The sequence below is a fragment of the Kocuria dechangensis genome, from assembly GCF_014636775.1.
GTDB lineage: Bacteria > Actinomycetota > Actinomycetes > Actinomycetales > Micrococcaceae > Kocuria > Kocuria dechangensis.
Window position 1 is genome coordinate 118,435 of the sequence record NZ_BMEQ01000006.1, and the last position, 14,315, is coordinate 132,749.

Sequence of the window (14,315 nt, forward strand, 5' to 3'; positions counted from 1 at the left end):
GTCCGCGGTGAGGACGCCCCTGTCGTGAGCCACGTCGCGCCCCGGCCCCAGCTGTCCTACCGCAAGGTCCCCGCCCGGCGCCGCCGGAGCAGCCTCCTGGCGCCCTCCTCCCCCCTGGAGCTGGGCCTGAACTCGTACCGCATCTACCTGCTGGCGAACATCTGCCACGGGCTGGTCGCCGTCGCGCTGTTCCTCGAGTCGCTCCCCATCGTGGAGGACCAGCTGCGCTCGTTCGAGCGCTGGCACCTGGTCTTCCTCGTCGCGCTGCTGCTCAACGGCTGCGCGCTGCTGGCCCAGGGCGCCCGCCAGAAGGTGCGGCTGTGGCCGGTCGTCGTGGCACCCGTGCTGGTGGCGCTCGCCGTGGGCACGCTGCCCCTCGCCTGGACGGGCGTCAGGCCGACGCAGAGCTCCTGGGTGGAGCCGTTCGTCCTCCTGACCGCGGCGGCGACCGTCGTCGTGTGGAGCACGCGGATGGCGGCCGCCTACCTGGTGGTCGTCACGGCCGCCTACGTCGTCGTCACGCTCTACACCACCCCCGGGCAGGACCCCACGAGCGTGCTCTTCGACGCGACGAGCCGGATCGCCTTCGGGGTGGTGATCATCGTGCTGATCTCGCTGGTCTACAGGGGCGGGCAGACCGCCGACCAGCTCCACGCCGACGCCCTCGCCCAGGAGATGCAGCTCAACCGCACGCGCTCCCAGGCGGAGGAGCAGGAGCGGCTGGACCGGCTGATCCACGACAACGTGATGGCCGCGCTGCTGGACGCCGGCCGCAGCACGGGACCGGTCCTGCGCCGGACCCGCGAGCTGGCCCAGCGGGCCCTCGACGTGCTCGCGTTCGAGGAGCGCCGCGCCGAGGGCGGGGCCATGACGATGGTGCACACCCTGCTGGACGACCTGCTCGAGTCCCTCTCCCCCTGGCGCAACCGGGTGCGGTTCAACAGCATCACCCCCTACATCCGTCCCCCGGGCGAGCCCCGCCCGCTCATCCCGTCGGACACCGCGGCGGCGCTCGTGCAGGCGATCACGGAGTCCGTCTCCAACAGCGCCCGCCACTCGGGCACGGACGTCACCTTCGTGACCATGGACGGCGGGGAGTGCCCCCCGACCGACATCAACCCCGAGGGCTTCTTCCTGCGCTTCCAGGTGGTGGACCGGGGCCGCGGGTTCCAGGTCCGCAGCGTGGACTCCCGCCGGCTGGGCGTGCGCGTGTCCATCGTGGGCAACGTGGAGCACGTCGGCGGGGCCGTGGACGTGGACGCCGCCCCCGGCCGCGGCACCCGCGTCACCATCCTCTGGCCGCGGGACGCCCGGACGTGATCTACCGCGCCCTCTTCCACCCGCTGACCCTGGTCGCCATCGCGGTGTTCTTCCTGATCCCCGTGGTGCTGGGGGTGCTGCTGACCCCGGCCATGGACAAGCCGGACCTGATGCAGGCGGCCCTGGTCACCTACGTGCTGGCCGTGGCCCTGGTCGTCTACCCCTACCGGCAGCGGCGGCTGCCGCAGCTGCCGACGATGACGGCCGTGCTGCTCATGCTGGTGTCGATCCAGCGCTCCTTCGACGCCCTGGACCCGCGGGCGGAGCTCTTCGGCGGCCAGTGGTTCACCCTGGGCTTCGACGGGTTCCTGGTGGTCCTCGGCATCCGCCGGCGCGGCGGGTGGGGCTGGGCCACCCTGGCCATCGCCGTGGCCGTGTCCATGACCTGGGGGGCCCGCTCCGGACTGGGCCTCTGGGAGGCGGCGCTGAGCAACAGCGCCTCCGTGGCCCTGCTGCTCGCGAGCCAGCTCATCGCCCGGGAGTACGACCGCTCCTCCGCGGCGTTCGCCGAGGCCCGGGAGATGGTGATCTCCGCCCGCACCCACGACGAGGCGGAGAAGGACACCGTCAGTGCCTCGACGCAGCGGGTGCAGCAGGTGCGCCGACTGGCGGGCGGGCTGCTCGAGCGGATCGCCCACGACCCCTCCCCCGTCACCGACTACGACATCGAGCAGTTCCGGCTCACGGAGGCGCAGCTGCGGGACTCCATCCGGGGCCGCTCGGTGTCCACCCCCTACCTCCTGGAGGTGGCCCGCGCCGCCCGGGCCCGGGGCGTGCAGGTCGACATCCTCGACGAGCGCGGCGAACCCCTGCCCACGGCCGTGCTGCGCTCGGCCACGCGCCAGGCCATGGAGGTGCTCAACGCCGCGACGTCCGGCTCGGTCACGATCCGCGCCTTCCCGGAGGGGGACCCCACGGCGGTGTTCATCGTCCACGACGGCAACACGGAGGACGAGGAGCCCGTGGCCATCGAGATCGCCGCGGGCACCGGCGAGGTCTCCCGCTTCTGACGCGCCCGCGGCGCCCGCACTGCACCGCCGCGGAGGCCCCCGCGGCGGGAGGAGCCCGTCCACAGCGGGCCGCGGGACCGCGGGCGGCCCGCCCGCCCCCTCCTACGGTGGGCCCATGGACACCCCCGCCGAGCACGCCGCCGCTCAGATCGACACCGCGCAGGACTGCACCGCTCAGGTCCGCACCGCTCAGGTCCGCACCGCGCACGCCCCCGACGACGCCTTCCGCGCCGTGCTCTGCGGCGACGGCCTCCACCGCTGCCCCTGGGCCCCCACCGGCCCCGCCGCCCTCGAGGAGCACGACCGCCGCTGGGGGACCGCCCCGGCCGACGCCCCGGGGTGGTTCGAGGCCCTCGCCCTGGAGATCTTCCAGGCGGGCCTGGCCCGCTGGAGCATCGCCCAGCGCCGCGACGGCCTGCGCCGGGCGTTCCGGGGGTTCGTCGCCGAGGAGCTCGCCGGGCTGACCGAGGACGACGTCGACGAGCTGCTCCTCGATCCCGCGGTCATCCGCAACCGCGTCAAGATCGAGGCCGTGGTCCACGACGCCCGGGCGTGCGCGGGGCTGGACCGCGGCGGCTGGGCGGAGCTCGTGGCGGACCTGCGGCCCGAGGACCCCCGGCCCCCGCGCACCGCGCTGGAGCTGCCCGGGCGCTCGCCGGAGGGCGACCGGCTGGCCGCGCGGCTCAAGGGCCGCGGGGTCGTGTTCGTGGGCCCCACCACGGCCCATCAGTTCCTGCTGCGCACCGGGGTGCTTCCGGGCCACCTCGAGGGCTGTTTCAGGGCCGGGACTGGAACCGCAGGATCCGGGTGATCGCCTCCTCGACCTGCTCCGGTCCGGCGGCGAAGGAGAGCCGGACCGTGCGGTGGCCGCCGGCGTCGTCGAAGTCCAGGCCGGGCACCACGGCCACGGCCTCCTCCTCGAGCAGCCGCCGGCACCACTCCAGGGAGCTGCCGTGGCGCTCGAGCTGGGCGCCGAGGTCCGCGTAGAGGTAGAAGGCCCCGTCCGCCGGCGCCGTCCCGCCCCAGCCGAGGTCCGGCAGCGCGTCCAGCAGCAGCCGCCGCGAGCGCCCGAACTGCTCCACCGCGCGCTCCGCCTCGGCGAGGGCCTCGGGGGTGAACGCCTCCACCGCCGCGTGCTGGGCGGCGGCGGGCGGGCACAGGCTGATGTTGCCCGCGAGCGCGGCCACCGGCGCCGCCAGGTCCCGGGGCATGAGGGCCCAGCCCAGCCGCCACCCCGTCATCCCCCAGTACTTGGAGAAGGAGGAGATGACCACGGCGTCCCGGTCGTGCTCCCAGGCGCTGGCGCCCCGGTACGGTCCGCCGCCCGGGCCGGTCGCGCCCGCCGGTGCCCCGTGGACGATCCCGTGGTAGATCTCGTCGCTGATCAGCCGGACGCCGTGCTCGGCGCACCACCGGGCGAGCCCGGCCATCTCGGCGGGCTCCAGCATCGTGCCGGTCGGGTTGGCCGGCCCGGCCACCACGAGGCCCTGCAGCGGACCGTGTGCGGCCACGGCGGCGTCGAGGAGCGCGGGGGTCGGCTGGAACCGGGTGCCGGCACCGCAGTCGAGCTGCACCACCTCGGCGCCCAGGGCGGCCAGGGTGTTGCGGTAGGCGGGGTACCCCGGACGGCACACGGCCACGCGGTCCCCGGCGTCGAACGCGGCGAGGAACGTCAGGACCAGGGCGCCGGACGCTCCGGTCGTGACGGCGACGTCCTCCGGCGAGACGTCGAGGCCGTACCACCGCTCGTAGTGCTCGGCCACGGCCCGGCGCAGCGGTGCGGTGCCCAGCGGCGGGGTGTAGCCCAGGTGGTCGTTGCACTCGTGGACGCGCGCCGCCGCGCTTGCCACGGCCCGCGGCGCCCCGGCGGAGGGCTCACCGGCGGACAGGGAGATCACGTCCCGGCCCTCGGCGCGCAGGCGCTCCACGGCGGCGAGGATCTCCATCACCCGGAACGCGGGGACGGCGGAGCGGGCGGACGGGCGCGGGGGAAGGGCCTGGACCATGTCCCCAGCCTACGGCCCGCCGAGCCCCCGTGAGGCACGTCACACCACGTCATAGGCCGTTCGGGGGACGCGAACCGTCCGGTCCTGGACCATACTGGTCGCAGTCCTGGACGTCCGGGAACGCGCTGAGGCGGTCCCCGGACGTTGGGGGGACAGGTCTGCCGCCTCGCAGCGGGAGACCGCAAGGGTCGGTCGGACCGCGACTCGCGTCGCACGAGTGATCCATCGTGAGTGAGATGTGATTGTGTCTGGGGGGATTTCAATCACGGATCCACGGAGATGGGACGCCGGGCGCGGTGGAGGACCACCCCGTTCCACGGAGGGCGGTGGCGGGAGAACCCCGCCGGGGAGAGCCGCAGGCCGTGGGGCCGCTCGTCGATGACGCAGCAGACGGCCCCGTACCGATCCGGTACGGGGCCGTTGCCGTGCCCGCCGGGGACCTGCGGCCCGGGCGGGCACGGCCCCGTTCAGCCCAGGAGCAGGGCCGGCTCCTCGAGGATCCGGGCCACGTCCGCCACGAACCGCCCAGCGAGGTCGCCGTCGACCACACGGTGGTCGAAGGACCCGCCCAGGGTGGTCACCCAGCGCGGGACCACGGCGCCGTCCACGACCCAGGGCTTCTGCCGGATGCTGCCGAACGCCACGATGCCCACCTCGCCGGGGTTGATGATCGGCGTCCCGGTGTCCAGGCCCAGGGGCCCGATGTTGGTGATGGTGAGGGTCCCGCCCTGCATGTCCGCCGGCTGGGTCCGGCCCGCCCGGGCCGTGCGGGACAGCTCCTCCAGGGCGACGGCCAGGTCCCGCAGGGACAGGTCCTGGGCCTCCTTGATGTTCGGCACCATGAGCCCGCGCGGGGTCGCCGCGGCGATGCCCAGGTTCACGAAGTGCTTGACGAGGATCTCCTCGTCCGTCCACGTGGCGTTGACCTGGGGGGTGCGCGCCACCGCCCAGATCACCGCCTTCGCAACGACGAGCAACGGGGTGACCTTGACGCCCTCGAAGTCGGGCGAGGCCTTGAGCCGCTGGACGAACTCCATGGTGCGGGTCGCGTCGACGTCCACGAACACGGAGGCGTGCGGGGCGCTGAACGCGCTGCGCACCATGTTCTGCGCGGTGGCCTTGCGCACCCCCTTGACGGGGATCCGCTCGATCCGGCCGTCGTCGCGGGCCGCCGCGGGGCGGCCGGGCTCGCTCTCGTGCAGCCGCGCGGCGTGGGCCAGCAGGTCCTGCCGGGTGATCTGGCCCGCGGTCCCGGTGGCGGGGACGTCCGCGAGGTCGATGCCCAGGTCCCGGGCGGTCTTGCGCACCGGCGGCTTCGCCAGCGCCGGCCGGCGGGGCACCTCCGCGGGGGCGGGCGGCGTGGCGTCCCGGGAGGGCTGCGGCTCCTCGCCGCGCCCGGGCCGGAACCAGACCCCGCGGTCCTCGGCGAGACGTGCGGCGCGGTCGGCGATGCCCTGCGCGGCGCTCAGCCCGGTGCCCAGCCCGCTGCCCAGGGGGCCGCGGGAGATCTTCTCGGTCCACCCGCCCTGCCTGGCCGGCTGCGGGACGGGCGCGGGCTCCGGGACGGGTGCCTGCTGCGGCGGGGCGACGCGCCGGCGGCGGCGCACCGGGTCCGCCTTGGGACCGGAGCCGACGAGCGGGCGCGAGTCCTCACCGGCGCCGCCCGGGGCGCTCTCCCCGCCTGTCTCCGCGGCGGGCGTCCCGGCCTGCCCGGGGTCCCCGGTCCGGGCCGGGGCCGCGGAGGGCGCCTCGTCCGCGGTGCCGACCGAGATGATCGGGGTGCCGACCTCGACGGTGCGGCCCTCGGGCACGAGCAGGTCCATGACCGTCCCCGCGTACGGCGAGGGCAGCTCGACGACGGACTTGGCCGTCTCGATCTCCACGATCACCTGGTTGACCGTCACGGTCTCCCCCGGCGCGACCTTCCACGCGAGGATCTCCGCCTCGGTCAGGCCCTCGCCGACGTCGGGAAGCTTGAAGATCTGGGGCATGTTCGTACTCACTCTCTCTTGCGGGCGCCCGCCGCCGGTCGGCTCAGTAGGCGAAGGACCGGTCCAGGGCGTCCAGGATCCGGTCGAGGTCCGGCACGTACTGGTCCTCGACGGCCGCCACCGGGTACGGCAGGTGGAACGCGCCGACCCGCAGCACGGGGGCCTCGAGGGAGTAGAACGCGCGCTCGGTGATCCGGGCGGCGATCTCCCCGCCGAGCCCGCCGAAGGTCGGCGCCTCGTGGGCGACCACGAGGCGGCCGGTGCGGCGCACCGAGTCCTCGAGGGTGTCGAAGTCGATGGGAGACAGGGACCGCAGGTCGATCACCTCGACGCTGCGCCCGTCCTCCTCCGCGGCCTGCGCCGCGGCGAGCGCCACCGGCACCAGGGGGCCGTAGGCGACGACGGTCGCGTCCTCGCCCGGGCGGACCACCTGGGCGGTGAACGGGTCCGCGGTGGGCCGCTCGGTGTCCACGTCGCCCTTGAGCCAGTACCGCCGCTTGGGCTCGAAGACGATGACCGGGTCCTCGCACGCGATCGCCTGCTGGGTCATCCAGTAGGCGTCCTGGGCGTTGGACGGGGTCACCACGCGCAGCCCGGCGGTGTGCGCGAAGTACGCCTCCGGGGACTCCGAGTGGTGCTCGACCGAGCCGATGACCCCGCCGTAGGGGATGCGGATCGTCACCGGCACGGTGACGTCCCCGCTGGTGCGGTTGCGCATCTTGGCGAGCTGGGTGGTGATCTGGTTGAACGCGGGGAAGGAGAAGCCGTCGAACTGGATCTCGCACACGGGGCGGTAGCCGCGCATGGCCAGGCCCACGGCGGTGCCGACGATCCCGGCCTCCCCCAGCGGGGTGTCCAGCACGCGGTGCGCGCCGAAGTCGGCCTTGAGCCCCTCCGTGACGCGGTACACCCCGCCGAGGGCGCCGATGTCCTCGCCCATGAGCAGGACCTTCGGGTTCTCCTCCAGCGCCCGGCGCAGGCCCGCGTTGACCGCCTTCGCGATGGTCAGGTTCGCGACGTCGTTCATGCGAGGTCCTCCTCGGTCCCGGAGAGCGTGCCCTCCGCGGGGCGGTCGGGGTCGGCGGCCACGGTCAGTCCCGCGGCCTGCGTGCCGCGGTCGGTCCCGGGCGCACCGGCGGCGGGGCGGCCGGCCGCGTCGTCGTCGGCCCGGTCCTCGCCGGCCGGGCCCTCCTCGGCGGTGTCGGCGAAGCCGGCCTGGTACGCGGCGTACCAGGCCCGCTCCTCCTCGATGAGGGGGTGGGGCTCGGCGTAGGGCTTGTCGAAGAACTCCTCGAACCGCGGCGGGGCCATGGCCAGGACGTGGGCGCGGGCCTCGTCGGCGAGGGCCTGCGCGGCGGCGGCGACGTCCTCGAAGAAGGCGTCGTCCGCGCCGTGGTCCCGGCGCAGGTGCGTCTCGAGCCGGACCAGCGGGTCGAGCTCCGCCCAGTGCCGCTCGTCCTCCCGGGCGCGGTACTTGGTGGGGTCGTCGGCGGTCGTGTGGGCGCCGAGCCGGTACGTCTCGGCCTCCACGAGCACCGGGCCGCGGCCGGTGCGGGCCTGCTCCATGGCGTAGCGCGAGACGGCGAGGACCCCCAGCACGTCGTTGCCGTCCACGCGGATCCCCTCGAAGCCGTACCCCGCCGCGCGCTCGGCCAGGGGCACGCGGGACTGGGTGGAGAACGGCACGGAGATCGCCCACTGGTTGTTCTGGATGAAGAAGACGACCGGGGCGTCGTAGGACGCGGCGAAGACCATGCCCTCGTGCACCTCCCCCTCGGTCGAGGTGCCGTCACCGAAGTAGACGATCGTGGCGGCGGGCTCGACCTCCTGGCCCTGCGCCTCGGCGGCTCGCCGGTCCATGGCCATGCCCATGGCGTAGCCCACGGCGTGCGGGACCTGGGAGCCCAGCACGATCGAGTACGCGCTCATGTTGTGCGCGCTCGGCTTCCAGCCGGCGGCGCTGTGCCCGCGGAACACGGTCAGCAGCTCGCCGGGGTCCACGCCGCGCTCGATCGCGACCGCGTGCTCCCGGTAGGTCGGGAAGATGTGGTCGGCCGGGTGCAGGGCGCGCACGGAGCCCACCTGGGCGGCCTCCTGCCCGCGCAGCGGGGCCCACAGCACCAGCTGCCCCTGGCGCTGGAGGTTGGTGGCCTCCTCGTCGAAACGGCGCGCGAGGGACATCGAGCGGTAGAGGCTCCGCAGCTGCTCGGCGTCGACGTCGGCGACGTACGGCGAGAAGACCGGGTCCTCCGCCACGGCGCCGTCCCGGTCGAGGAGGCGCACCAGACGGGTGCGCACCTCGGGGGCGGGGGCGGGGCGGACCGGCGCGTGGGCGGCCGGGGACGACGGTGCGGCATCCATGGTCAGGACGTCCTTTCGGTGTGCTCGGGTGGGAGCAGAGGTCTGCGCGGGCCCGGGCTCAGAGCACGGGCGGGTGGGGGAAGCGGGCGCACAGCTCGAGGAACCGGGTGTTGGCCTCCGGCTCGCCGATCGTCACGCGGATCCCCTCGGCGCCGAACCGGCGCACGGACAGCGCGTGGGCGTCACACAGGTCGGCGAACGCCTCGCTGTGCCCGCCCAGGTTCAGCCACACGAAGTTGGCCTGGGTCTCGGGGTAGGTCCAGCCCAGGGCGTCCAGCCCCGCCAGGACCCGCTCCCGCTCGTCGACGACGCGCTGCACCCGCTCCTCGACCTCTTGGTAGTGGCGCACGGACGCGATCGCGGCGCGCTGGGCGAGGTCGGTGACGGAGAAGGCCGGGGCCGACTGCCGCAGGTACTGGGTGATCTCCTGGCCGGCCACGGAGTAGCCGATCCGCAGGCCGGCGAGCCCGTGGGCCTTGGAGAACGTCCGGAGCACGACGACGTTGGGGTGCCGGCGGTACAGGTCGACCCCGTTCACGAGGTCGTCGCGGCGCTGGAACTCCTGGTAGGCCTCGTCGATCACCACGAGCACGTCGCGGGGCACCGCCGCGAGGAAGTCCTCGACCTGGGCGGTGGTGAGGCTGGGGCCGGTGGGGTTGTTGGGCGTGCACAGCAGCACCACGCGGGTCCGCTCCGTGACGGCGGCGGCCATGGCCTCGAGGTCGTGGGAGCCGTCGCGGCGGTTCGGGACGGGGACGCTCAGCCCGCCGGAGAGCCCGATGCTGATGGGGTAGGCCTCGAAGGAGCGCCACGCGTGGACGACCTCGTCCGGGGTGCCGTCCTCGGCGGTGCCCACGAACGCGCCCAGCAGCTGGTTGAGGGCGCCGAGGCTGCCGGCGCCGGTGACGATGTCCTCGGCGGGCACCCCCAGGAACTCGCCGAGCACCTCGCGCAGCGCCGCGGAGGTGGTCTCCGGGTAGCGGTGGACGTCCTCCCAGCGGGCCAGGACGTCGCGGACGGCGGGCACGGGCCCGAACGGGTTCTCGTTGGAGGAGAGCTTGTAGGACTCGAGCCCCTCCACGGCGACCGCAGGCTTGCCGGCCACGTAGCGGGGCAGACGGGTCAGGGCAGGGCGCGGCCGGACCGCCGGGGTGGTGGCGGTGGAGACCACGCCGGCCGGCTGGTCGCCGGCCTGGACGTGGGTAGCGTCGTCGATACTCATGCAGGTCATGCTATCCCCGCTCCCCGGGCGTTCCCCGGCGGATGACGTCCGTCCGGGCGGTACAGTTTTTTTCGGCGGGAATGCTACAAGCGCGCCCCCCGAAAGTTGGCGACCGACGACAAAGCGCCGCCCGGGAGGGCTCCGGCGCCGTGGGAGAATGACCGCATGCCCACCACGAACCGCATCCTGTCCTCCGGGCGCGCGGCGCTCGCCGCCGCCGTCCCGCCCGTCGCGCTGGGTCCGCTCGACGGCCGCTACCAGCCCGTGGTCGCCCCGCTGGTCGACCACCTCTCCGAGGCCGCGCTCAACCGCAACCGCGTGCACGTGGAGGTCGAGTGGTTCCTCCACCTCACCGACCACGCCGTGCTGCCCGGCCTCGCCCCGCTCGACGACGAGCAGAAGGCCGGCCTCCGGGCGGTCGTCACGGACTTCGACACGGACTCGGTGGCCGAGCTCGCCGAGATCGAGGCCGTCACCGTGCACGACGTCAAGGCCGTGGAGTACTACATCGGCCGCCGCCTGCCCGCCCTGGGGCTCGAGCACCTCGTCCCGCTCGTGCACTTCGGCTGCACCTCCGAGGACATCAACAACCTCGCCTGGGCGCTGGGCGTCAAGGACGCGACCACCGACGTGTGGCTGCCCGCCGCCCGGGAGCTCGTGGCCGACGTCGAGAAGCTCGCCCGGTCCGCCGCGGAGACCCCGATGCTCTCGCGCACCCACGGCCAGCCCGCCACGCCCACCACCCTCGGCAAGGAGATGGCCGTCGTCGCCCACCGCCTGGGCCGCCAGATCGCCCGGATCGAGCGCACCGAGTACCTCGGCAAGATCAACGGGGCCACCGGCACGTACGCGGCGCACTACGCCTCCGTCCCGGACGTCGACTGGACCGAGGTCTCCCGGCGCTTCGTGGAGGGCCTGGGGCTGACCTGGAACCCGCTGACCACCCAGATCGAGTCCCACGACTGGCAGGCGGAGCTCTACGCGGACGTCGCCCGCTTCAACCGGATCCTGCACAACTTCTGCACGGACGTGTGGTCCTACATCTCCATCGGCTACTTCCACCAGATCCCGGTGGAGGGCGCCACCGGCTCCTCGACCATGCCGCACAAGGTCAACCCCATCCGGTTCGAGAACGCCGAGGCGAACCTGGAGCTGTCCAACGCCCTGCTGGACACCCTCGCCGCCACGCTCGTGACGTCCCGCTGGCAGCGCGACCTCACGGACTCCTCCTCGCAGCGCAACATCGGCGTGGCCTTCGGCCACTCCCTGCTCGCGGTCTCCAACGTCAGCAAGGGCCTGTCCCGCCTCGACGTGGCCGAGGACGTGCTCGCCGCCGACCTCGACGAGAACTGGGAGGTGCTCGCCGAGGCGATCCAGATGGTGATGCGCGCCGAGGCGATCGCCGGCGTCGAGGGCATGGACAACCCCTACGAGCGGCTCAAGGACCTCACCCGCGGCCGGCGCGTGGACTCGGCCCGGCTCAAGGAGTTCGTGGCCGGCCTGGGGCTCTCCCCCGAGGCCGAGCGGCGGCTCTCCGAGCTGACCCCGGCCACCTACACGGGCATCGCCGCCCAGCTCGTGAACTACCTGGCCTACTGAGGGCGCCCGGGACGGTACGCACCCGCCCCGGCACGCGGAGGGCCCCGGCCGGGACACCGGCCGGGGCCCTCCGCTGTCGTGCCGCATCCTCCGGAACCCCGTGGGGCGGGGCGGCGGGGCGGGCCTAACCCGCGGAGCTGCCCCGGTCGGCGTCGTCGCCGGCCGCCCCGGTGCCGTCCGCCGCGCTGCCGGCGACGGCCACGGCCCGCGGCGGGCGGGCCGCCCAGGTGAGGTAGCCGCCGTCGAGGTTCACGGCGTGCCTGCCGTGCTGCTCGAGCACGCGCGCGGCGAGGTAGCCGCGCAGCCCGGCCTGGCAGTGCACCACGAGCTCGCCCTCGGGCAGCTCGTCGATCCGGTCCCGCAGGCGGTCCAGCTCGATGTTGATCCCGCCGGGGATCGGCATGGACTCGTGCTCGCCGGGCGTGCGGACGTCGAGCAGCGTGGCGCCGGCGTCGAGGCGCTCCTGCAGCTCGTGCCACTGGAGGGTCTCCACGAGCCCGTCCCGGTGGTTGCGGTCGATGTAGCCCAGCATGTTCACGGGGTCCTTGGCGGAGCCGTAGAGCGGGGAGTAGGCCAGTTCCAGCTCGGCGAGGTCCGCGGCCCGGAGCCCGCCGGTGATCGCGGTCGCGATGACGTCGATGCGCTTGTCGACGCCGGCGCCGCCCACGCCCTGGGCGCCCAGGATGGCGTCGGTCTCCGGGTCCACGAGCAGCTTCAGCGCCATCCCCTCGGCCCCGGGGTAGTAGCCGGCGTGGTTGGCGGGGTGCGTGTGGATCGCCCGGTAGGGCCGGCCCGCGGCCCGCAGCCGCTTCTCGCTCCACCCCGTGGACGCGAGGGTGAGGCCGAAGACGCCGACGACGGAGGTGCCCAGCACGGGCCGGTCCGCCACGTCCAGGCCGGCGATGACGTCGGCCACCAGCCGGCCCTGCAGGTTGGCGGTGTTGGCCAGGGCGACCAGCGTGGCCGACCCGTCGAGGGCGTCCTTCTTCTCCACCGCGTCGCCCACGGCGTAGATGTCCGGGTCGGAGGTGCGCAGGTGCTCGTCCACGACGATGCCGCCGCGCGGGCCCACCTCCAGCCCCGCCGCGCGGGCCAGCGTGCTGTCCGGGCGGACCCCCACGGCGGCCATGACGACGTCGGCCGGCAGCTCCGTGCCGTCGGCGAGGGTCACGGTGCGCTCCCCGACCTCGGTGACCGCCGAGCCCAGGCGCAGGTCCAGCCCGTGCTCGCGCAGGCGGGCGTGGACGGGCTCGACCATCTCCGGGTCGAGCGGGGCCATGATCTGCTCGGTGGCCTCCACGAGGGCCACCTGCAGGCCGCGGTGCACGAGGTTCTCCGCGACCTCCACGCCGATGAAGCCACCTCCCACGACCACCGCGCTGCGAGCGCCCGCGACCGCGGCCACGACCTCGTCCGTGTCCTCGACGTCGCGCAGCACCAGGGCGCGCTCGATCCCCGGCACCGGCGGGCGCACGGGGCCGGCCCCCGGCGAGAGGATCAGCGCGTCGTAGCCGAGGTCCTCCTCCCGGCCGGTGGCGAGGTCCCGGACCCGCACGGTGCGCGCGGCCCGGTCGATCCCGGCGACCTCCTGTCCCACCCGGACGTCCAGCCCGAACCGGGCGCCCAGGGACTGCGGGGTCTGCAGCAGCAGCGCGGAGCGCTCCTCGATCACCCCGCCCACGTGGTACGGCAGGCCGCAGTTGGCGAACGAGACGTGGCCGCTGCGCTCGAGCACGACGATCTCCGTGTGCTCCATCAGGCGGCGCAGGCGGGTGGCCGCGGACATTCCTCCGGCGACTCCGCCGACGATGACGATTCTCATGGGGCCATGCTATCGACGCTGCCGACGCCCCGGTCCGCGCCCGTCCACCGCAGGACGTCGGCGGGGCGGTTCGTCGTGAGCTCCCGCGCGCCCAGGGCCAGGCACAGGCTCACGTCCCGGGGCGTGTCGACCGTCCACACGCGCAGCACCGCCCCGGCCTCCGCCCAGCGCCGCACGAGGTCCGGCCGCGCCCGGACGAAGCCCATCCCCGGGCCCGCGATGTCCACGAGCCGGTTCGAGATCACGGGCACGGCCGGGGGCACCACGAGGCGCATCCCGGCCTGCAGCACGGCGGCGGTGGTGGAGCCCAGCCGCAGGACGTCCCCCACGGCGCGGCGGGTGCCGGTCCCCACGAGCTGGCACACGAGCCGCGGCGGGAGCGACTCCAGGAGGTGGCGGACGGCGTCCGGGTGGAAGCTCATGAGCGAGACCGTGATGTTCTCCAGCCGCCCGGTCTCCGGGTCCCAGCCCTCCCGCATGAGCAGGGCCAGGACCTCCTCCTCCAGCCGGTGGCCGAAGGGGCTGGGGTGCTTCGTCTCGACGGCCAGGCCGACCGGGCGCCCGGCGTCCCGCAGCAGGTCGATCAGCTCGCCCAGGGTCAGCAGCTGCCGGTCGGCGGCGCCGTGGGTGGGCGGGACGGCCACGCCCTTCCAGGAGGTCCAGTCGAGGCGGCGCAGCTCGGCCAGCGTGCGGGAGGCGACGGGGCCGCGGCCGTCGCTGGTGCGCCCCAGCTGCGCGTCGTGGTGGAGCACCAGGTGACCGTCGCGGGTCAGGTGGACGTCGCACTCGACGCCGTCGGCGCCGTCGAGCAGGGCCTGCACGTAGGCGGCCCGGGTGTGCTCCGGGAAGGCCGCGCTGGCTCCCCGGTGGGCGTAGACGATCGGTCGCACGGTGGCTCCCTCGGCTCGCGGCGGGGCGGCGGCGCACCCGCTCACCTCAAGGGTAGGAGCGTGCGGTGAACAGGAGACCGTCCTCCGGCGAATC

The 14,315-nt window shown here is 74.5% G+C and carries 12 protein-coding genes; 4 read left to right on the forward strand and 8 right to left on the reverse strand.

Translation table 11 applies throughout. The annotated features are described in order from the left end of the window. Positions 1-24: 24 nt before the first annotated feature. Together IEW07_RS07950 and IEW07_RS07955 are read left to right on the forward strand one after the other, a co-directional pair. Complete coding sequence (locus IEW07_RS07950) at positions 25-1,320, forward strand: sensor histidine kinase (RefSeq protein ID WP_188535994.1); 1,296 nt, start codon at positions 25-27, stop codon at positions 1,318-1,320. Beyond that, positions 1,317-2,330 carry a DUF8320 family protein gene (locus IEW07_RS07955; RefSeq protein ID WP_188535996.1) on the forward strand — a complete coding sequence of 338 codons (1,014 nt, stop codon included), beginning with the start codon at positions 1,317-1,319 and terminating at the stop codon, positions 2,328-2,330. Before IEW07_RS07950 ends, IEW07_RS07955 begins: the two co-directional genes overlap by 4 nt. Here IEW07_RS07955 and IEW07_RS21740 read toward each other — a convergent pair. After that, positions 2,245-2,538 carry a pentapeptide repeat-containing protein gene (locus IEW07_RS21740; protein WP_371870218.1) on the reverse strand — a complete coding sequence of 98 codons (294 nt, stop codon included), beginning with the start codon at positions 2,536-2,538 and terminating at the stop codon, positions 2,245-2,247. The genes IEW07_RS07955 and IEW07_RS21740 overlap by 86 nt on opposite strands. Here IEW07_RS21740 and IEW07_RS07965 point away from each other — a divergent pair. Continuing rightward, positions 2,446-3,141, forward strand: coding sequence for a DNA-3-methyladenine glycosylase I (locus IEW07_RS07965; RefSeq protein WP_229741646.1), 696 nt, complete (start codon positions 2,446-2,448; stop codon positions 3,139-3,141). The two genes, IEW07_RS21740 and IEW07_RS07965, sit on opposite strands and share 93 nt — an antisense overlap. Here IEW07_RS07965 and IEW07_RS07970 read toward each other — a convergent pair. The 5 genes from IEW07_RS07970 to IEW07_RS07990 all read right to left on the reverse strand — a co-directional run bounded on the left by IEW07_RS07970 (position 3,107) and on the right by IEW07_RS07990 (position 9,910). Continuing rightward, complete coding sequence (locus tag IEW07_RS07970; RefSeq protein ID WP_188536002.1) at positions 3,107-4,336, reverse strand: aminotransferase class I/II-fold pyridoxal phosphate-dependent enzyme; 1,230 nt, start codon at positions 4,334-4,336, stop codon at positions 3,107-3,109. The genes IEW07_RS07965 and IEW07_RS07970 overlap by 35 nt on opposite strands. 467 nt (positions 4,337-4,803) lie before the next feature. Then, positions 4,804-6,327, reverse strand: a complete 1,524-nt coding sequence (locus IEW07_RS07975) for a 2-oxo acid dehydrogenase subunit E2 (protein WP_188536004.1) — start codon at positions 6,325-6,327, stop codon at positions 4,804-4,806. A 43-nt stretch (positions 6,328-6,370) separates the two neighbouring features. Further along, the gene (locus IEW07_RS07980) at positions 6,371-7,354 is read right to left on the reverse strand and encodes an alpha-ketoacid dehydrogenase subunit beta (protein WP_188536006.1); all 984 of its coding nucleotides are present in this window, start codon (positions 7,352-7,354) and stop codon (positions 6,371-6,373) included. Beyond that, the gene (gene pdhA, locus IEW07_RS07985) at positions 7,351-8,688 is read right to left on the reverse strand and encodes a pyruvate dehydrogenase (acetyl-transferring) E1 component subunit alpha (RefSeq protein ID WP_188536008.1); all 1,338 of its coding nucleotides are present in this window, start codon (positions 8,686-8,688) and stop codon (positions 7,351-7,353) included. The genes IEW07_RS07980 and pdhA overlap by 4 nt, the downstream gene beginning before the upstream one ends. A 58-nt stretch (positions 8,689-8,746) precedes the next feature. After that, complete coding sequence (locus IEW07_RS07990; RefSeq protein ID WP_188536010.1) at positions 8,747-9,910, reverse strand: histidinol-phosphate transaminase; 1,164 nt, start codon at positions 9,908-9,910, stop codon at positions 8,747-8,749. A 165-nt stretch (positions 9,911-10,075) separates the two neighbouring features. Here IEW07_RS07990 and purB point away from each other — a divergent pair, with 165 nt between their 5' ends. Next, positions 10,076-11,509 (forward strand): adenylosuccinate lyase, encoded by a 1,434-nt coding sequence (purB, locus tag IEW07_RS07995; RefSeq protein ID WP_188536012.1) that lies wholly within the window; start codon positions 10,076-10,078, stop codon positions 11,507-11,509. A 124-nt stretch (positions 11,510-11,633) separates the two neighbouring features. Here the strand turns inward: purB and IEW07_RS08000 are convergent, their stop codons facing one another. Further along, complete coding sequence (locus tag IEW07_RS08000) at positions 11,634-13,331, reverse strand: FAD-dependent oxidoreductase (RefSeq protein WP_188536014.1); 1,698 nt, start codon at positions 13,329-13,331, stop codon at positions 11,634-11,636. Next, entirely contained in the window at positions 13,328-14,221 is an 894-nt protein-coding gene (locus IEW07_RS08005; protein WP_188536017.1) for a glycerophosphodiester phosphodiesterase, read from the reverse strand. Before IEW07_RS08005 ends, IEW07_RS08000 begins: the two co-directional genes overlap by 4 nt. Between the last annotated feature and the right edge of the window lie 94 nt (positions 14,222-14,315).

Excerpts from the sequence above, each read along its gene's own strand:
- IEW07_RS07965 (WP_229741646.1), top strand. The coding sequence starts at position 2,446 with ATGGACACCCCCGCCGAGCACGCCGCCGCTCAGATCGACACCGCGCAG.
- IEW07_RS07970 (WP_188536002.1), bottom strand. The coding sequence starts at position 4,336 with ATGGTCCAGGCCCTTCCCCCGCGCCCGTCCGCCCGCTCCGCCGTCCCC.
- IEW07_RS07975 (WP_188536004.1), bottom strand. The coding sequence starts at position 6,327 with ATGCCCCAGATCTTCAAGCTTCCCGACGTCGGCGAGGGCCTGACCGAG.
- IEW07_RS07980 (WP_188536006.1), bottom strand. The coding sequence starts at position 7,354 with ATGAACGACGTCGCGAACCTGACCATCGCGAAGGCGGTCAACGCGGGC.
- pdhA (WP_188536008.1), bottom strand. The coding sequence starts at position 8,688 with ATGGATGCCGCACCGTCGTCCCCGGCCGCCCACGCGCCGGTCCGCCCC.
- IEW07_RS07990 (WP_188536010.1), bottom strand. The coding sequence starts at position 9,910 with ATGAGTATCGACGACGCTACCCACGTCCAGGCCGGCGACCAGCCGGCC.
- purB (WP_188536012.1), top strand. The coding sequence starts at position 10,076 with ATGCCCACCACGAACCGCATCCTGTCCTCCGGGCGCGCGGCGCTCGCC.
- IEW07_RS08000 (WP_188536014.1), bottom strand. The coding sequence starts at position 13,331 with ATGAGAATCGTCATCGTCGGCGGAGTCGCCGGAGGAATGTCCGCGGCC.